Genomic DNA, 17,786 nt, shown 5'->3' on the forward strand with positions numbered 1-17,786 from the left:
AAAGTTGAAAAATAACACTTACTTTTTGTGTTGCTAAACACATATGTAATGTAGGTGATTAATAGGAAAGGAGTTTTATAAATGAAAGAAGTCATTGAAACCAAAGCATATACAGTGCGATTGAAACCAGAAAGACGCAACAAAGCAAATGCGAAAGCGAAGAAATCTGGTAAAACATTCAGTTCTTATGTAGATGCCTTAATCGAAAAAGATTTAAATGAGAAACAGTAATTGAATATTAATATTCAATAATCAAGTCAAATGGAGTGAGTCAAATTGAAAACAAAAGCAGTTTTCTCTACGAAAATGGTAAATTATTTGCTTAAAAGTGGCGCAACTTTATTACACGTTGCTTCAGATAAAAAAAATCGGGACAAATTAGTTTTTCATTTTGAGGATAATGAGAAACTAATCGGTTTGATAAACAATTATCCTCATTAAAAAATTAATTTGTTCAAGGGAGTTATTGTTCATGAAAACTAAAAAAGAAAAACCCGCATTGAAGTATTTAAATGCGAAAAATAAAGCACCCAAAGGAAACTTCACACAAGTTCCTAATGAAATATTATTTGGCTTAGGGAAATACGAAATTCTCAAGTCAAATGATGTAAGAGTTTATGCAGCTATTTTAAAAGAAGTAACTTTCCGCAACAACACTAAGCAATTTGATGAAGACGGAGACGCTTTTTGCTATATGAATCAAGAACAGTTAATGGAAAAAACCAATATTGGTTCACGCAAAACCATACAAAAATGTGTTGAAAAGCTTGAAAGTTTGGGACTTGTTTATGCTTGTTCTCAAGGCATTAAGAAATCTTACAAATATTTTGCTGCCTTCCCAGACGTGGTTGAAAACGATGAAAAAGCAATCACTGACGAAAGAGAAATCGGTAAAAAATTGTCTGATGAACAGAAAGCGAAAAATAAGGCAGCTCGTGAAAAGGCTCGTGAAACGAAAAAGCAAAAACAAGCGATTAAGCAGTTTGTGGGTGGCATTGATGAAGATGAAATGCCTGATTTCAATGAATCCGAGGAACCTGATTATCGGAGCAAACAAATTAAATTGGAAGGTCTCAAATTGGGAGGAATGTGAGCTCATGAAATGCGGGCTCAATCAAATTAAATCAAACGGAACTCAAGGAATCGCTGTTGGTGATTCCTTTTTATTTTATTCAAAAGGAGATTTTAACAATGGAACATTATTTAAATTTAGATACTAATGATATTGCTGGCGAACGGTGGAAACAGTTCCACGAAGGACAACGAAAAATTTTCTTGGTTTCGGATTACGGTAGAATTAAAACCGTTACAAAACTAAATAAAGTAGAAAGAATCAAGACGCAAAAAATTTCTAATACAGGTCGTCCATATATCAACATAACTAGCACTCGTGTCGAGCATGTTAGCAGATTGGTTGCTAAAGCGTTTATTCGAAATCCAAAAAATCTGCCAGTTGTTGCACATAATAACAACAATCCTAAAAATAATTGTGTTGACAATTTACGCTGGGATACCCAACTCGGCAATATGCAGCAAGCTTGGGAAGAAAATCGTATGAAAATTAAAGTTGTTCCAACTGTTGTATTAACCCGAAAAGCTGAAATGGTGGGGCAATTTGGAACATTTCGTGAAGCTTTTGATTACATAGGTTTCACTTACACGACTGTAAATGAAGCTCGTTCGGTTGATAAATATGTCGTAATGACTAAATCATATTATAACGAATTGAGCTATGATGAATTGCTACATGTATGTCAGTGTGTGAATTATCGTGGAGAAATCAAGGAAGTGAGTTGATAGTTGATGAATTATGTAGATGAACTCATCGGAGACGATGATTAATGAAAAATCATCGTCAGCAAGCTTATGAAAAAAATAAAATAAAAGGATGATTATTTAATATGAAAAAGTTAAGAGAAAGATTCAATGATGTACAACAAGAGCAACAGGAAGTCGAGAAAGCTTTTGATGTGATTAAGGAAATAAAAGACGGGCAATTCGATGATTTGGCTTATGTCGGTGATGATAAACATTACAAACATGTGCTACAACAGTTTCAAAATGTTAAGCATGTGCTATTCTATACCCGTAATAACAAATGGCTGATTATGGAGTATCTGGCTGAGCATAAAGAATACATGAACGGTGATAAGTACTATTCGTTAGGTCATGCCGTTAGCGCTTTATTAGGTCATCAAGGTCAGGTTGCTTTTGAAAATGACGATGATGAAATGATTGATAGGCTTCATATCGAAGCATGTATTTGGGGAGGTATTAATATGCACGCTAAATACCGACTTGCGAAAGCCAACTGATTATGCGTCAGTTGGTTTTTTGTTGAAATTTTCTTTCCCCCCCCTATACCCCCATTTAAAATAGGTTGAGGGAGAAAGGACCAGTCCCACCTTTCCTTACACCAGAGGTACCTAATGGACTTTTTTATGTGAAATGAGCTAAACATACGACCAACACAAGCCAGCCTTGGTTTTCCTTGAATTTCATATGCAAAATAACGTGTTTTTTGATTGACCTTTTGGCGTGAAATTGCTTAATTTCAATGGGAATGTCAACGACAAGGATGGCATTCCCCTATTTGAGCTTAATCTTGTTCTTCTTCAGCATCCTCTAGAGCAAAAAATATTAAAAAATGTATTCCAAAAGGGGTAATTACTGTTTTTTCTTTGATTAGACTCATTTTCCCTTCGTCATTAAAATCGCCACCATCTACATTAACCACTCTGTTTTCTAATAGTCCCAATCGAACCATTTTATTTTTTTGATATGTTTTGATTGTTTCTCCTTCTTGATATTCGCTTGAACGCAGTTCTTCTTCTGTTGGGAGCTTAATATTAAGAGTAGGATTTTTTCTCATTTCATAAGGCATATAATCTTCAATTAACATAAGTATGTCACTGTACCTCAATTCAGATAGCACATCATAGTAATGATAAATTCGTTCAATTTCATTTAGTTCATTGTCAATTACATATTCAAACCCATCAATAATAACTTTTGCTTTTTCATCCTGGTCTTCATTCATCAATTGTTTCACGATTAAAGGAAAAACTTCTTGCTTATAAAAAACTTCATTTTCCTTCTTTTCAATTTTGTCCTTAATAACTTGAAATTGCGGCTCATGGGCGTTCATTCTTTTCTCAAGCTTTTTTATTTGGTAAGACTGATACATTTGTCCAATAGTTGGGGCAGCACCCAATCCAACGTCTATTGCTGTGTCTACAATTGTACCTTCTACTATTCCTAACATGTCCTTAAGGTAATTAACTGGTTCCATTTTTTCAACTCCGTTTACTGAAATTCTATTTAATAAAATAATATCAGAAAGTCTACTAAAAGTAGCTGATTTTTCTATCGCTAGTGTACATATAAACTATAAGCGGTCTACGAAAAGTAGACTTTTTAAATCAAATCAAAATGGAGCGTGAACATAATATGGCTGTATTAGATGAGAGTATTATTCCAGTAATCGGTAAGAAAAAATATTTCAGTTTACAATCACGAATGACACTTCAGGAAATGGTCGACCATAACGAAACAGTTAAAAAAATTGGTGAGGGTAAAAAAATTAGCCAAAAACAAATGCTGGAGCGAATCAATGCTACACGAATTGAGAATGACGAAAAACCTTATACATTTTATTGGCTGAAAAAGACAATAAATCAATTATAAAATCACAATTTCACTTGTAGCATTAACAGTCGATGGATTTCTTTTTTCCTTTCTGTGTTCATCGGCTGTTACTGGTACAAGTGAAAGCCTGTATTAAAAAGTTCTTAGTAACTTTCATATCAAAAAAACAAATAATAGTGGCGCCAAGACTCCCTTTAGCAAGGACGAGCGCTACACACTTGTTTTATTTAGAAAGCAGTAAATTACAATGTCACCTTTCTTATTTGCCGAAATGAACGGAAAATAAAACCTCTTATAACAAACTAGACATTGTAATTTTGTGATTATTATAGCACTGCATCTGATTGATTCCTTTCTATGAGCTGTCTTATCAGCGTCAACGAAACGGATTCAATTTTTCCAAATTTCGTGGTTTGAAGCTATTCAAGCCACTCCCATTTTTGAACATTCAGCTGAACCAATTCGGTTTAGCTTTTTTATTGTCCGAAATTTCCTTAGAGGTGAACAAAATGAAAGAAAAATTCGAATTACGCTTACTTAACTCAGAGCTAACAGGAACTGAATCTGAAGGTGGCTTACGAGTAAGTGGCTATGTAAACAAAACCAACCAATGGAGTCAAACGCTTGGCTCTCGTAAAAAGTTTGTGGAACGTATCCTTCCAAACACTTTCCGAAAAGCTTTACAGAATGGTAATGAAATTCATTTTTATGCTGAACACGACCCAACTAAAATCCTTGCTTCTACTCGTAATAGTTCGCTTGAACTTCGAGAAGATGAGCAAGGACTTTTTATGTCCGCAACAATCGAACCAACTAGCTATGGCAAAGATTATCACACGCTTATTAAAAGTGGAATTATCCGAAACATGAGCTTCGGAATGAAAGTGCTAAAAGACAGTTGGAAAAAGCTTTCGGACGGTACCTACGAGCGTTCAATCAGCGATATTTTGCTTGCTGAAGTAAGCGCTGTTCGTAATCCAGCTTACGTTCAGTCCACCATCAGTGCTAGGAGCATTGACATTGTGGACGACCCGCAAATTAACTTATCAAAGGAGAACGAAAATAAAATGTTTAATGAAAATACAATTGACGTATATCGTCAAAAGTTAGAAAGTTTTGATAAACAAGAAGCTAGAAAAAATACTTCAAATGTTGTAAAACAAGAGTTTGCTAGTTTCAATGAACAGCTTACACAAACTGATTTTGAAGCCGAAAAACGAGCTATCGAATCCATTATCAAAGGCGAATTAAAAAATGATGAAGTGCGAACTTTAACACAAGGTGAAAATGGCTATTTAGTTCCCACATCAATTGCCGATTACATCGTGGAAAAAGTTCATGACAACGCTAAACTATTCTCTCGTTCAAAGGTATTTGAACCTGTAAATGGATTCCTTGAAATCCTTAAAGAAGGTTTTCATGGTTCTGCTGGATTCGTTGGCGAAAATACTCCATTCACACCAAACGACTTCACAATGAACAAAGTTAAGCTTGACCAAAAACGTGTTGGTACTGCTATCGAGTTATCAAATGATTTGGTGAATGATACAGGTATTGATATTTTAAAGCTTGCAACCAATATACTCGCTAAAAGATTGGCTAATTATATTGATGAACGAATTTTATGGGGAGAAAATATTGGTAGTTCATCATTAGATTTTCAAGGTGTTATTCCTTATAAAATTGCTACGGATGACGTTTTTAAATCAATTTCTCAAACACAAATTAATTTTGATGATTTGCGAGAAATGATTATGTCAGTTCATGAAGAATATGCCAAAAATGGTATTTGGTTAATGCATTGGGAAACCTTTGGACATTTGCTGAAGATTAAAGACGATACTGGCAAACCTTTGATTTTAAAAGACAAAATCACAGAAGCTCCAATTTACGAATTGTTTGGTCAACCAATCGTATTCTGTGACAGCATGGAAAAAATCAGTGCTGGGAAATTTCCAATCCTTTTTGGAAACTTTGGTGAAGGATATGCCACAATCGTGAAAAAAGATTTCCATTTACAACATATCTACAAGGACAGAATTTCTAAGCAAAAGCGCAGACATTTACTTGTGCTAGATAAATACCTTGATGGAAAAATTTTAAATGAAGAATGCTTTACAGTATTAAAAATGGCGGATTAATTGAGAGCTGAAATTTCAGCTCTCTTTTTTTATTGAAATTAATTAAAGGAGGTCATTTTTAAAATGACTAATGTAACAGACGAAATTCGATTAGCGTTTATTGAAACGATAAAAAATTATCCCTATGTGGCTAGCAAATTTAATATTTTTGAATCACATGGACAAAAAGATTTTCTTTTCACTTACGATGACCATGAAGCTGATATTGCACTTGACGCTTCCGCATTGCCTGATAAGGATTTAATTTTCGAGAAAATCCATTTTAAACAAAAATCCGTATCTGTTGAAGTATTGATTTCAAAAAAATTGATTAACAATACTCCACTTGATGTTGTAGAAGTAGCTAAAAACAGTTTGAATCCCCGTTTTTTACGGAAAATTCAAGCTCAAGCTTTTGGACAAGGAAATGTTGATGGTTTAGGTGATGAGCAATTCCAAGACATTTTCCAATATAATAGTTATGTAAACAAAATCGAGGATATTGCTACATTCACTGATTTTGGTGCTATGTATGACGATTTTGTTTCTAAAGCAGAAAATTTAAATGAAGCTGTTTTGGTTGTAGACAGCCCTTCTGTGGCTCGAAGTTTGAAAGATGCTGCTGGGAATGCAGTATTTAAAGGCCAAATTTCAGCAGATGGCACCATCGGAACAGTTGAAGGAATCCCAGTACGTGTTCAAAACATGAATGGTAAAGGTCTTGCGGTTTTAATGAGAGAAGATGCTTACGCTGTTTCAGTCAGTCAAAAGACCTTTGAATTGGATACCATTGTTGATGATACTGAATTAGCGAAGAAAAGTGCTATTTCAGTGTACGGTAGTGTAATGGCTTCAGGTATGGTTGTTAATCCTTCAGCTATCAAAATTTTAACTGTTGGAGTTGCTTCTTTAAAAGCTGATTCTCCAGTTGAAACAGAAAACCCAATTGTCAAAGCTAAGTCAACAAAAACAAGAAAGGCAAAAGGTGAATAATGATGGCGAAAATTATTGCTATTCAATCCATTGGTGGAACGTCAGCTAATTTTGGTATACCTGCGTACCCAAGTTTAGCTTTAGGTCAGACTTATGAAGTAGCCACTGCATTAGCGACTGATTTAATTAATAAAGGTTTTGCGATTGATTATACTACAGCTTTAACCAATCCAAAATGTCCAAAAATCATTCGTACTGGACCTATTGTAATTAACTAATAAAATCGAAATTTCATCATAAAAAATGGGAGTCACTTCATTGTGGCTCCCGATTTTTTGTGTTTATAAATAAATTCGACATTCGATATTAAATGGGAAGCGCAGTGGAAAAATTTGTAGTAGAATTTAACTATCTACATTAAAAAAGCAAAATGGGGGCAGTTAAATGTGGCAATGTTAGATTGGAAAGAAATAAGAAGTAGGGCTATCAGTTTTACGAATGAATGGAAAGATGAAACAAATGAAAATGCAGAAGCAAAGTCCTTTTGGAATGACTTCTTTAACGTATTTGGAATTTCTAGAAAACGTGTAGCAACATTTGAAGAAAGAGTTAAAACGTTAGAAGGTCGTAACGGATACATTGACCTATTATGGAAAGGTGTTCTGTTAATTGAACACAAATCACGAGGAAAAGACTTAGAAAGGGCATATAAACAAGCGAAGGACTATTTTCCAGGATTGAAGGAAGCTGAACTTCCGAAATACATATTGGTATCAGATTTTGCGAAGTTTGCCCTTTATGATTTAGAAACAGGTGATAAAAGAACATTTACGATTGAGCAGTTTCATCAAAATATTGAATTATTCGGCTTTATTGCAGGTTATCATCAAAAACAGGAATTTAAAGAGCAAGACCCTGTTAATATTGAAGCGGCAGAAAAAATGGGAAAACTTCATGACCAGCTAAAAGAAGTCGGCTATGCTGGGCATGAATTAGAAGTTTACTTGGTTAGGTTGTTGTTTTGCCTCTTTGCTGATGATACAGGTATTTTTGAAAAAAATATATTTCGGGATTACATCGAACAGAACACTAAGGAAGATGGCAGTGATTTAGCTTATCACCTAGACGCTATTTTTGATACTTTAAATAAACCAAAAGAAGCAAGATTAAAAACAATAAGCGAGTCACTAAATCAATTTCCATATGTAAATGGAAAGCTTTTCGAGGAAAGGTTATCGCTAGCTGCGTTTAATACAGAAATGCGTGATTTATTCCTTGAATGTTGTGCACTCAACTGGGGTAAGATTTCACCTGCAATTTTCGGTTCTATGTTTCAAAGTGTAATGAAACCTGAGGAACGAAGAGAATTAGGAGCTCACTATACAAGCGAACAAAATATCATGAAAGTCATTCAACCACTATTTTTAGATGAATTAAGAAAAGAGTTTGAATCAGTTAAAGGAAGCACAAAAAAGTTAGAAATTTTCCATGAGAAAATTTCAAGCCTAAAATTTTTTGACCCAGCATGTGGTTGTGGAAACTTCCTTATCATTGCTTATCGTGAGTTGCGACTGTTAGAAATGGACATATTGCGTGAATTAACTAAAGGGCAAATGGCACTCCATTTAGAATTTCTCTTAAAAGTCAATGTGGAGCAATTTTATGGTATTGAAATTGATGAATTTCCAGCTCAAATTGCACAAGTAGCTTTATGGCTGATTGACCATCAAATGAACATGCAAGCGAGCTATGAATTTGGTCAGTATTTCGTAAGGATACCTTTAACATCTAAACCGAATATTGTTAATGATAATGCACTTAGAATAAATTGGGACTCAGTTGTTTCAAAGCATGAGCTGAATTATATTTTGGGAAACCCACCTTTCATCGGAGCAAGATTTATGTCTGATGTTCAAAAAAAAGACCTTCAATCAGTGAAAGAAGGGTTTCAAGGTATTAATGATTTGGATTTTGTTTCTGGGTGGTTCTTAAAAGCGGCTGATTACACTGGAGGAACTAAAATAAAAACTGCTTTCGTATCAACAAACTCTATTGTTCAAGGTGGACAAGCGGCAATCCTATGGAAATACATTTTTAATATAAGAGGTCATCATATCCATTATGCACATCAAACTTTTAAGTGGACAAATGAAGCACGAGGAAAAGCGGCTGTATATTGTATAATTGTTGGGTTTGCTCAAGATAAACCATCAAACGCTACAATTTATACATATCCTGATATTTCAGGAGACCCCGTTGCAACAAAAGCAGAAAATATTAATCAGTATTTAGTAGATGCTCCTAAGATTTTCATTTCAAAAAGAACAGAGCCACTTTCTGCAAAAGAAAAAATGATATATGGTTCAATTCCAGCCGATGGGAAAATTTTTCTATTTGGCGAAGCAGGAAAGAACGAATTTGTAGCAAAAGAACCACTTGCTGAAAAATATTTTAGACCATATGTTGGAGGGTATGAGCTAATTAATAGTATTCAGCGTTATTGCTTATACTTAAAAGATTGCCCACCTGCAGAATTACGAAAAATGCCTATGGTACTTGAAGTTGTAAAGCAAGTAGCTGAGTACCGTAAAGGAAAAAAACGATATGTTAAATTAGCAGATTATCCAACTTTGTTCGGTGAAAATAGAGTTGTAAATGAAGATTTTCTAGGTATTCCTGTTGTATCTTCTGAAAACAGAAAAATAATACCTATTGCTTATTATACTAAAGAATATATAAGTAGTAATCAGCTTTTCCAAGTTCCTAATGCAACACCATACTTGTTTGGCATTTTAAATTCTTCAATGCACATGGCTTGGATGAAAATTATCGGTGGACGCTTAAAAGGTGACTATCGTTATTCAAATTCTTTAATTTATAACAACTTTATTTTCCCAGTACCTACTGAACAACAAGTAAAAGCAATTGAGAAGCAAGCGAACAATATTCTGCAAATTCGGAGCAAATATGTTGAAAATAATTCTACACTTGCTGATTTATACGACCCATTGATAATGCCTGTAGACTTAAGAAAGGCCCATGAAAAATTGGATTCAGAAGTTGACAAGGCATATCAATTTAAAAAGCAGATTCGCACAGATGAAGTACGTGTTGAATTTTTGTTTGATTTATACGAAAAACACATAGCAGACAATAAGTAAAATTCTCATTATAATCAGGGAGTTCCTAATGGAGCTCCAATCTTATTTTTTTGGTTATTTTAATTTATGGTCTATGTATTCGGTATCGTAAAGGATATTCGCTTTACTTTTTAACACTTTAGAAATGATTAAATACCAAGTTTTTTTTGAACTGTTCCATTTCTTGAGCGACAAGAAATTTTCCCAGTCGAGCTCATATATTGCTTTCAAGGATAAATCCTTATTAAGCATGACAATGATTACATACTCAAATTTTTGCTTTTGTGGCAGTTCTGAATCAACGTCATTGAGTCCATTAAACACACCTGTTATTTTGGTTGTGATTGTTTTTATTGAATAGCGCTCAAAGTCCTTATTAATGGCGTCCACATTTTTTGCTCCTACACGAACTATTTCCAAATTCGGTAACTGTGGGTTCTCGTTATAAAAACTTATTGCTAATTGCTCGCCCCAATCTCCTACTAAATTATTTGACCTAATGAGATTTCTGCTTTTTAATTCGTCCAATAAATCATGATATTTTTCGATAATCTGAGAATCAGTAGTTTCCTTCAATATTATTCCCCCAAACTCTTGTTTTTTGAATATTAATATTCAATTGGTAGTTTAATAGCCATTATGGTATAATTTGGTTGCTTGCACAATGAGTGGCGAAGAGGAAAAGCCGAACGTGTCTACCAAGGTGGCACTAGTAACCTTAATCCTGCCTCTTCAGTGAGGTGTTGTCCCGATGGAACTTGAGATTAACATTCGTGTTAAGCTTCCCATCGTTGCCATAGAGATACTTTGGGCAGTGATGAACATATTTCTATGAGTGCAGCAAGCATTCCTTTAACCCAAAGTAAAGAAGCCTTGGTTAGCCATTCCTATTCGTAGGAGTGGCTTTTTAATATGGCATTTCTTCATCGTTATCGGCTTCAAGCCAGTTGTAAAACGGAAACTTGCGTTTTGTGGCTGTGTTCTCGAAATCAATCCTTTCGTTTTTCAAGTCAAATTTATATGCGATATTCTTCAAGGATTGATAAGCATACCCTTGTATTTTATCTGCTGGAACATTTATGTATCTACCTTCCGAAATGGTTTCAGTAACAAAAGCTTCTACAAGCGTATTCCACTGTTTCTTATTCCATCTCGAAGGTGAAAACTCGTTGTAAAAATCATTGCATGAATTGGTTAAAGAAATTTTAAAATCGTTTGGTGGTAATTCCTTGTTAATTACCAATGTTTCTTTATTCTTATTTTTTTTATAATTATTTGTTTCTTTATATTTATTTAATAGTTGTCGATTTTCAACTGTTGAAAGTGAAGTGTTGACCATCAATTGTTCATTTTCAACAATTGAAGAGTCCACAGAAAGATTGTCATCGGTTTTCAATTGTTGATTTTCACCAATGGAAAGTAAATGTGCAAAGCTTTCCGATATATCAGTTATTTTAAACCCACCTTGATTTACCTCTTGAATCATGTTTAAAACTTCACTATCGGTGAAAGCTACGTCACTGACGTTGTAATAATATAAAGTTTTTTTACCGTCTCGATATTGAATCGTTACCCAGTATTTTTTCGCCTCCAATTCTGCAATTGCATTTGTAATCGGACCACGACCAAACTTTTTATAAAGTTGCATCTTCTTGATTTCCCAAGTCTCGGGCAATGACATTAAATGAGAAATCAATCCGATAGAACGAATATCCTCAAGTTGTTGTAAAGCTCCATTATGTATTTGTGCGTAATCCGATGTTTTTCTACGTTTAATAATTCCACTCATTAGAAATAGGCTCCTTTGGACTTCATCAAGCAAAAATGCTAAAATAAAGTCAGTTATATTTTGTGAAATGCCTTCTCTGGTCGCCAAACTTGAGGAAGGCATTTCTTTTTTATTTGTAAACTTTTCTATACTATCACGAGCTTATTTTTTTCTAAATACATTTGTGAATCGCTCAAATTCTTTTGTTACCACGCTTTCGGCTAGTCGTGTTGTTTGTTGAAAAAAATCCATGTTCGGAATGTTTTTCAACTACGGTGTTATCTGCCATGTGTGCGTATATCAAAACAGTTCTCAGGTCACTATGACCAAGTATTTTTCGTAAGGATTCAATATCGCCACTTTCCAGATAATGAGTCGCTGCCGAATGTCTGATTAGGTGCAAATAAAAACGCTTAGTTATTCCAGCTTCCTCCGCATATTTCCGTAAATCTCGGAGAACATTATTTTTGCTTAACACACGACCTGAAAGCGACAAAAATATTAAATCATCAACTTCACCTTCAAACGCTTCGTTTTCTTCCAACAATTGCACCAATAGTCGATAGGTCTTATTAGACAATGGTACAATGCGAGCTTTACGTGATTTGGCGTTGTTAGGACGGATAATAATAGTTTTGTTCACATGGTCAATATCTGATGGAGCTAACAACAAAGCTTCCGTTATACGAAACATGCAATCTATCAGAACATGAAGCAGAACATAATCCCTAAAGTGCTTAAATGATTTTTTGGAATGTTCTTTAGCTACTTTAAGCAAACGATTCAATTCCTCACGAGTAAGAATGTCAATGTTGTGCTCGTCCTTCTTAAACCCTTCAAATTTATCGAATGGATTTTTTAGTATAAGCTCTTCTTTAATACACCAAGCCATAAATGTTTTTAAGTTTTTTAAGCGAGTTTCAATTGAAGCGTCCGAAAGTCCTTTTGTCTTAGCTGTGTCGGGCATATATGCGTTTCCCTCGAACTTTACACAATCATGCTTGAGCCAATATACATAATCGCTTATGAAATCAGTTGTTAGGTCTGCCAAATAAAATGGATGGTCACTAAAAGTTGCATGATATTTTTCAATGCTGTTATAAGTAACGACAAATTTATTTAGTGTTCCAGCTCTGAGATTTTGCTTTATTTTAAATTCCATGAATCGTTGATAAATTGATTTTAATGTTTCCCTTTTGATATGTTTTTCCGCACTGCGTTTGTGTGGCTGCCTTTTTTTCACTTTTTTCTTTTCGTCAAAATATCCTAAAGACATAACAAAAAACACCCCATTCATTTTGTATATTTTCAACAAAATAAACGGAGTGTTGCAGTCAAAACTTGATGGAAGTACTTCAGCACTTTTCAAGCTTTATGTATGTAGTTATTAAATCAAATATGGATGCGATGTACTGGGATTGAACCAGTGACCCCTTGCCTGTCAAGCAAGTGCTCTCCCGCTGAGCTAACACCGCATATTTATTATTCCAACCAGTCCCTGTCAAGGTAGCGCTCTCCCAGCTGAGCTACGGAATCGGGTTATGTATCAGTTCTGGGCTTTCTGTTACTGACAGTCTCTATTATATAACCATCATCATGAGCCGTCAATGGTTTTGTTCAAAAAAGGTCAAAAAGCCGGCGGCCGTGCCGGCTTTTTTCTCTCCTTCTTTATGATTGGTTCACAAGAACAGGCTTTAGTTGATCGAGTGCTTGTTTGAAGTCGCGTTTGAGGTCTTCTCCGTTTTCAACTCCGACACTCAAACGAAGCAGCCCATCTGTAATCCCTCTTTTTTCTCTTTCTTCTTTTGGCATAGCCGCATGTGACATTTTGGCTGGGTACGACAGAATGGATTCGACGGCGCCGAGGCTGACGGCGAATACAGGTAATGTGACAGCGTCCACCAATTCTTTGACTGCCGCTTGGTTTTCTAGTTCAAATGAGAGAACTGCTCCTGCTCCGCTTGCTTGCTTGCGCTGAATATCTGCCCCAGGATGATCGTCTAAGCCTGGATAGTATACTTTTTTCACCGCAGGATGTTCTTTTAGAAATGAAGCTAGTTCGAAGGCCGTTTGGCTTGCTTTTTCTAATCTCACCTGAAGGGTTTTTAACCCTCTTAACACAAGCCAGCAGTCCTGCACGCCAAGGACCGCACCGAAGGAGTTTTGCAGCGAATAGAGTTCGTCTCCGAGCTTCTCATCTTTCACCACGGCTAAGCCTGACAGCACATCACTGTGGCCGCTTAAAAATTTCGTTGCGCTGTGCAGAACAACGTCAACACCAAGGTCCAGCGGACGCTGAAGCGCAGGTGTTAAAAACGTATTATCTAAGAAAGTCAGACAGTCATGCTCTTTTGCAAGCTGTACAACACCTTCAATATCTGTAATCCCTAGTGTTGGATTTGATGGTGTTTCCATGTAAATGACCTTTGTATTCGATTGAATGCCTCTTTTGACTTCATTCAAATCCGTCATGTCCACGAAGGTATGCTCAATTCCAAATCTTGAAAGAACTTGGGTGATCATTCGGAAAGTCCCGCCGTATACATCTCTTGTGACAAGGACGTGATCTCCCTTTGATAATAGAAGAAAAGCGGTTGAAATGGCTGCCATGCCTGATGCAAAGGCAAGCCCTCTCGTTCCTCCTTCCAGCGCTGCAATCGTATCCTCTAATGCTTGACGTGTCGGAGTTCCCGATCTGGAGTAGTCATATTGGCCAAATTCATCGAAGCTGCTTTGATGAAATGTGGATGCATGCTGAATCGGTACACTGACTGCACCTGTTGAACGGTCTGTTTTAAACGCATTATGAACGAGTTGTGTTTCGAGTGTCCAATCGTGTGTGGTCATTTGGCGTGTACCTCCTCTTTTACTTGTGATAGTGCCTGTTTCAAGTCTGCTTTCAAGTCATCTACATGCTCGATGCCAACAGAGAAACGGAGCAGCTTGTTACATACACCGTTTGCAATGCGAATCTCTTCTGGAATATCCATGTGCGTTTGTGTTGCAGGATACGTAATGAAGCTTTCAACTCCGCCAAGGCTTTCAGCAAAACAAATCGTTTTCAGCTGTTTCAAAAATGGATTGACCCAGTCCTCTTTGGCTACTCGGAATGACAGCATGCCTCCCTTTCCTGGATAAAGCACATCTTGAATTTCTGGCTGTTTCTTTAAAAACTCAGCCAGCTCCTTCGCATTTGCCTCGTGCTGGCGCATTCTAAGAGCCAGTGTTTTCATTCCTCTCATTAAAAGCCATGAGTCAAATGGTGATAGAACCGCTCCAATTGCATTTTGATGCTGGAACATGTCTTCAGACAGCTGCTCTCCTTTTGTGACCACAAGCCCGGCAAGAACGTCATTATGTCCGCCTAAATATTTGGTTGCGCTATGAATGACAATGTCCGCTCCAAGCGTAATCGGCTTTTGCAAGACTGGTGTGTAAAAGGTGTTATCGACAATCACCAAAGCGCCATATTCTTTTGCAATCTTCGCTATTTTTTGAATATCTGCTTCCTGCATTAATGGATTTGTCGGTGTTTCAATAAAGACCGCTTTTGTGTTTGGCGTGATTTTAGAGCGTAAACAGTCTTCATCTGAAAAATCATCATAAAGAAAACGTAAGCCGTACTTTTTCCATTCGTTTTCAAACAAACGGTATGTACCGCCATATAGGTCTGATGAGACGATGAGTTCATCTCCGCTTTCAAATAGAGCCATGATCGTTTGGATTGCCGCCATTCCCGAACTGAAGGCAAAACCGGCCGTCCCTTCTTCGAGTGAAGCAATTGCATCCTCTACGAGCTGTCTTGTTGGGTTTTTCGTTCGAATGTAATCAAATCCTGTAGATTCCCCTATACCTCTATGTCTGTATGCCGTTGAAAGGTAAACGGGAGGACTGACAGTGCCAGTCACCTCTTCGCTACGGTTTCCAATCTGCGCTAATTTCGTTTCCACATGTTCTGTCATTTGACACCATCCTAAGTAAAAATCTGATTTCAAAACAGAAAACCCCTTCTTCATAAGAAGAAGGGGTTTAATCGCTTCCTCTTATCTTCCAAGCAAAAAAGCTGCTTGCTGGATTTAGCACCTTGGTACATCACATGAAGTGATGCATACCGGTTGCTGAGGTTTCAAAGGGCCAGTCCCTCCACCTCTCACGATAAGAATGTGTTGTCTGTCTGTTCTAATTCTTAATACTGTAACCCATTAAATCTCATTTTTCAAGGGGAAATGTCATGATTAATTAAAATTTTCTGTATTTTATAACAGAATCGATGTTATACGGTTTGATTGCATGTTAGCATATAGGAACAACGCTGTTTTTCATGTTACAATGAATGGAAACGTTTCACTTTATGATGAATTTGGTTAGCTGGAGGAATGGATTATGGTGAAGAAAACAGGAATCATTCAAGAAGAAACCTTACAGTCAAAAGAACTTGGGGCGGACATGACCATTTTGATCTATTTGCCAGTCAATTACTCCCCCCTTTATACATATCATGTCATCATTGCCCAGGATGGTCATGATTATTTCCGCCTAGGCAAAATAGGCAGACAGGCAGAAGAATTGATGCAAAACAAAGAAATGGAACGCTCGATTATCATTGGTGTTCCTTATGAAAATGTCACGGAAAGACGGAACACGTATCATCCAGACGGTACAAAGTTTGAAGCGTATAAACGCTTTTTAGCAAATGAACTGGTTCCTTATATTGATCAACACTTTCCAACCTATCAAATTGGATCAGGACGTACGTTTATTGGTGATTCACTTGGTGCGACGATTTCTCTCATGACAGCCATTGATTATCCTTCTTTATTTGGCGGGCTGATTTTGCAGTCCCCTTACGTTGACGAGTCGGTTCTAGAAGCCGTCAAACAGTCGACAGCCCTTTCTCATTATGCCATTATCCATCAAATTGGGCTTGAGGAAACCGCTGTGAAAACAACAGATGGCCAGGTGCTTGATTTTGTTCAGCCGAACGAAGATTTAAAGGCCCTTCTTGAACAATCTGGTGCGGATTACTTATTTGAGACATTCGAAGGGGATCATAAATGGACGTTTTGGCAGCCGCTCATTGCGCCTTCGTTAAAAAGAATGCTCCCATATTCGTTAATCAACTGAATTTTGTTATAATAAACAATAATAAATACTTTCTTATTCAGGAGGGAACATGATGAAATACGGAGTTGTTATATTTCCATCAAAAAAATTGCAAGATATTGCGAACTCTTACCGGAAGCGTTATGATCCGAACTATGCACTCATACCGCCTCATTTAACATTAAGAACACCTTTTGAATTAACGGATCTAGAAGCGGCTGAGGTCGTCTCAACGTTAAGAGATTATGCAAAAAATGCTTCTCCTATTACGTTACGTATTAAAAAATTCAGTTCATTCGCTCCTGTAAACAACGTCATTTATATGAAAGTAGAACCGAACGAGGACATCATGGCGCTCAATGAAAGATTGTACGCCGATCCACTTGCTGGTACACCTGAATATGCCTTTGTTCCGCATGTGACAGTCGCTCAAAAACTATCCGATGATGAGCATTCAGACGTACTTGGCACATTAAAGCTGAGAAAGATTGACCATGAAGAAACAGTGGATCGCTTCCACCTTTTATATCAATTAGAGAACGGATCTTGGACCGTCTATGAAACATTTATTTTAGGAGAAGAGGGTTAAAGACATTTGAAAACAGTCATCGCAACAGAACAAACACAACGAGAAGATGCATACTACGTTCGAAAAGAAGTATTCGTCAAAGAACAAGAAGTTCCAATAGAGATCGAAATAGATGAACTAGAAGACAAAGCCACCCATTTTGTCATTTACAATGATGATAAAAAGCCTCAGGCGGCCGCTAGACTGCGGATCATTGAGGGATCAAAGGCAAAGCTTGAACGCATTTGTGTGTTAAAAGAGGCGCGCTCCTTCGGCCTTGGCCACAAACTATTAGAGGCGCTAGAAACCGAAGCGATTGCTAATGGAGCAAAAGAAGCCGTTATGCATGCCCAAGTCCAAGCGCTTCCTTTCTACGAAAAGAAAGGCTACAAAGCGGTTTCTGAACCGTTCGAAGAAGCGGGAATCACACATGTCAAAATGACAAAAACACTGTCTGTTTGACCAAAAGAAAAAGCCAGAGCATTCAAGATGCCCTGGCTTTTTCT

At 36.6% G+C, this 17,786-nt stretch carries 19 protein-coding genes, 1 tRNA gene and 1 riboswitch; of the genes, 13 read left to right on the forward strand and 7 right to left on the reverse strand.

Going from position 1 to position 17,786, the window contains the following annotated elements:
• Positions 1-81 precede the first annotated feature (81 nt).
• From M1D84_RS13025 to M1D84_RS13045, 5 genes are all read left to right on the forward strand, one after another.
• Positions 82-231 (forward strand): hypothetical protein, encoded by a 150-nt coding sequence (locus M1D84_RS13025; RefSeq protein WP_458106282.1) that lies wholly within the window; start codon positions 82-84, stop codon positions 229-231.
• 45 nt (positions 232-276) lie between these two features.
• Positions 277-441 (forward strand): DUF5659 domain-containing protein, encoded by a 165-nt coding sequence (locus M1D84_RS13030; protein ID WP_458106283.1) that lies wholly within the window; start codon positions 277-279, stop codon positions 439-441.
• A 31-nt stretch (positions 442-472) separates the two neighbouring features.
• A complete protein-coding gene (locus M1D84_RS13035) occupies positions 473-1,093 on the forward strand; it encodes a hypothetical protein (RefSeq protein WP_458106284.1) in 621 nt (206 codons plus the stop codon).
• 98 nt (positions 1,094-1,191) lie between these two features.
• Positions 1,192-1,797, forward strand: a complete 606-nt coding sequence (locus M1D84_RS13040; RefSeq protein WP_458106285.1) for a hypothetical protein — start codon at positions 1,192-1,194, stop codon at positions 1,795-1,797.
• Positions 1,798-1,901: 104 nt separating this feature from the next.
• Positions 1,902-2,315 carry a hypothetical protein gene (locus tag M1D84_RS13045; protein WP_458106286.1) on the forward strand — a complete coding sequence of 138 codons (414 nt, stop codon included), beginning with the start codon at positions 1,902-1,904 and terminating at the stop codon, positions 2,313-2,315.
• 284 nt (positions 2,316-2,599) lie between these two features.
• Here M1D84_RS13045 and M1D84_RS13050 read toward each other — a convergent pair whose 3' ends face one another.
• Positions 2,600-3,292: a hypothetical protein gene (locus M1D84_RS13050; protein WP_458106287.1), complete on the reverse strand. Its 693-nt coding sequence runs from the start codon at positions 3,290-3,292 to the stop codon at positions 2,600-2,602.
• Between the two features lie 158 nt (positions 3,293-3,450).
• On the opposite strand from M1D84_RS13050, the gene M1D84_RS13055 reads away from it, so the two are divergent.
• The 5 genes from M1D84_RS13055 to M1D84_RS13075 all read left to right on the forward strand — a co-directional run bounded on the left by M1D84_RS13055 (position 3,451) and on the right by M1D84_RS13075 (position 9,862).
• Entirely contained in the window at positions 3,451-3,687 is a 237-nt protein-coding gene (locus M1D84_RS13055) for a hypothetical protein (protein WP_458106288.1), read from the forward strand.
• A 470-nt stretch (positions 3,688-4,157) separates the two neighbouring features.
• Positions 4,158-5,789, forward strand: coding sequence for a phage major capsid protein (locus M1D84_RS13060; RefSeq protein ID WP_458106289.1), 1,632 nt, complete (start codon positions 4,158-4,160; stop codon positions 5,787-5,789).
• Positions 5,790-5,852: 63 nt separating this feature from the next.
• Positions 5,853-6,761, forward strand: coding sequence for a phage major capsid protein (locus tag M1D84_RS13065; RefSeq protein ID WP_458106290.1), 909 nt, complete (start codon positions 5,853-5,855; stop codon positions 6,759-6,761).
• A 2-nt stretch (positions 6,762-6,763) separates the two neighbouring features.
• The gene (locus M1D84_RS13070) at positions 6,764-6,979 is read left to right on the forward strand and encodes a hypothetical protein (protein WP_458106291.1); all 216 of its coding nucleotides are present in this window, start codon (positions 6,764-6,766) and stop codon (positions 6,977-6,979) included.
• 174 nt (positions 6,980-7,153) lie between these two features.
• Positions 7,154-9,862 (forward strand): class I SAM-dependent DNA methyltransferase, encoded by a 2,709-nt coding sequence (locus M1D84_RS13075; protein ID WP_458106470.1) that lies wholly within the window; start codon positions 7,154-7,156, stop codon positions 9,860-9,862.
• A 54-nt stretch (positions 9,863-9,916) separates the two neighbouring features.
• Here the strand turns inward: M1D84_RS13075 and M1D84_RS13080 are convergent, their stop codons facing one another.
• The 6 genes from M1D84_RS13080 to M1D84_RS13105 all read right to left on the reverse strand — a co-directional run bounded on the left by M1D84_RS13080 (position 9,917) and on the right by M1D84_RS13105 (position 15,571).
• Positions 9,917-10,417, reverse strand: a complete 501-nt coding sequence (locus tag M1D84_RS13080) for a hypothetical protein (protein WP_458106292.1) — start codon at positions 10,415-10,417, stop codon at positions 9,917-9,919.
• Between the two features lie 331 nt (positions 10,418-10,748).
• On the reverse strand, positions 10,749-11,630 hold the full coding sequence (locus M1D84_RS13085; protein WP_458106293.1) for a hypothetical protein: 882 nt from the start codon (positions 11,628-11,630) through the stop codon (positions 10,749-10,751).
• Between the two features lie 172 nt (positions 11,631-11,802).
• A complete protein-coding gene (locus M1D84_RS13090) occupies positions 11,803-12,885 on the reverse strand; it encodes a tyrosine-type recombinase/integrase (protein WP_458106294.1) in 1,083 nt (360 codons plus the stop codon).
• A gap of 127 nt (positions 12,886-13,012) precedes the next feature.
• Positions 13,013-13,084 (reverse strand) — tRNA-Val (locus M1D84_RS13095).
• A 193-nt stretch (positions 13,085-13,277) separates the two neighbouring features.
• Positions 13,278-14,456: a cystathionine beta-lyase gene (metC, locus tag M1D84_RS13100; protein WP_044334821.1), complete on the reverse strand. Its 1,179-nt coding sequence runs from the start codon at positions 14,454-14,456 to the stop codon at positions 13,278-13,280.
• On the reverse strand, positions 14,453-15,571 hold the full coding sequence (locus tag M1D84_RS13105; protein ID WP_149125751.1) for a methionine biosynthesis PLP-dependent protein: 1,119 nt from the start codon (positions 15,569-15,571) through the stop codon (positions 14,453-14,455). The genes metC and M1D84_RS13105 overlap by 4 nt, the downstream gene beginning before the upstream one ends.
• Before the next feature lie 78 nt (positions 15,572-15,649).
• Positions 15,650-15,771: riboswitch (SAM riboswitch) on the reverse strand.
• A 221-nt stretch (positions 15,772-15,992) separates the two neighbouring features.
• On the opposite strand from M1D84_RS13105, the gene M1D84_RS13110 reads away from it, so the two are divergent.
• From M1D84_RS13110 to M1D84_RS13120, 3 genes are read left to right on the forward strand one after another with little or no spacing between them, the layout of a single operon-like run.
• Positions 15,993-16,733, forward strand: a complete 741-nt coding sequence (locus M1D84_RS13110) for an alpha/beta hydrolase (RefSeq protein ID WP_024425005.1) — start codon at positions 15,993-15,995, stop codon at positions 16,731-16,733.
• A gap of 52 nt (positions 16,734-16,785) precedes the next feature.
• Positions 16,786-17,301 (forward strand): YjcG family protein, encoded by a 516-nt coding sequence (locus M1D84_RS13115; protein ID WP_024426454.1) that lies wholly within the window; start codon positions 16,786-16,788, stop codon positions 17,299-17,301.
• 6 nt (positions 17,302-17,307) lie between these two features.
• A complete protein-coding gene (locus tag M1D84_RS13120; protein ID WP_044334815.1) occupies positions 17,308-17,742 on the forward strand; it encodes a GNAT family N-acetyltransferase in 435 nt (144 codons plus the stop codon).
• The last annotated feature ends 44 nt before the right edge of the window (positions 17,743-17,786 follow it).

It is taken from the genome of Bacillus sp. PK5-006 (assembly GCF_054161415.1).

Coding starts and splice junctions, on each gene's coding strand:
- M1D84_RS13025 (WP_458106282.1), top strand. CDS start 82: ATGAAAGAAGTCATTGAAACCAAAGCATATACAGTGCGATTGAAACCA.
- M1D84_RS13035 (WP_458106284.1), top strand. CDS start 473: ATGAAAACTAAAAAAGAAAAACCCGCATTGAAGTATTTAAATGCGAAA.
- M1D84_RS13040 (WP_458106285.1), top strand. CDS start 1,192: ATGGAACATTATTTAAATTTAGATACTAATGATATTGCTGGCGAACGG.
- M1D84_RS13045 (WP_458106286.1), top strand. CDS start 1,902: ATGAAAAAGTTAAGAGAAAGATTCAATGATGTACAACAAGAGCAACAG.
- M1D84_RS13050 (WP_458106287.1), bottom strand. CDS start 3,292: ATGGAACCAGTTAATTACCTTAAGGACATGTTAGGAATAGTAGAAGGT.
- M1D84_RS13055 (WP_458106288.1), top strand. CDS start 3,451: ATGGCTGTATTAGATGAGAGTATTATTCCAGTAATCGGTAAGAAAAAA.
- M1D84_RS13060 (WP_458106289.1), top strand. CDS start 4,158: ATGAAAGAAAAATTCGAATTACGCTTACTTAACTCAGAGCTAACAGGA.
- M1D84_RS13065 (WP_458106290.1), top strand. CDS start 5,853: ATGACTAATGTAACAGACGAAATTCGATTAGCGTTTATTGAAACGATA.
- M1D84_RS13070 (WP_458106291.1), top strand. CDS start 6,764: ATGGCGAAAATTATTGCTATTCAATCCATTGGTGGAACGTCAGCTAAT.
- M1D84_RS13075 (WP_458106470.1), top strand. CDS start 7,154: ATGTTAGATTGGAAAGAAATAAGAAGTAGGGCTATCAGTTTTACGAAT.
- M1D84_RS13085 (WP_458106293.1), bottom strand. CDS start 11,630: ATGAGTGGAATTATTAAACGTAGAAAAACATCGGATTACGCACAAATA.
- M1D84_RS13090 (WP_458106294.1), bottom strand. CDS start 12,885: ATGTCTTTAGGATATTTTGACGAAAAGAAAAAAGTGAAAAAAAGGCAG.
- metC (WP_044334821.1), bottom strand. CDS start 14,456: ATGACCACACACGATTGGACACTCGAAACACAACTCGTTCATAATGCG.
- M1D84_RS13105 (WP_149125751.1), bottom strand. CDS start 15,571: ATGACAGAACATGTGGAAACGAAATTAGCGCAGATTGGAAACCGTAGC.
- M1D84_RS13110 (WP_024425005.1), top strand. CDS start 15,993: ATGGTGAAGAAAACAGGAATCATTCAAGAAGAAACCTTACAGTCAAAA.
- M1D84_RS13115 (WP_024426454.1), top strand. CDS start 16,786: ATGAAATACGGAGTTGTTATATTTCCATCAAAAAAATTGCAAGATATT.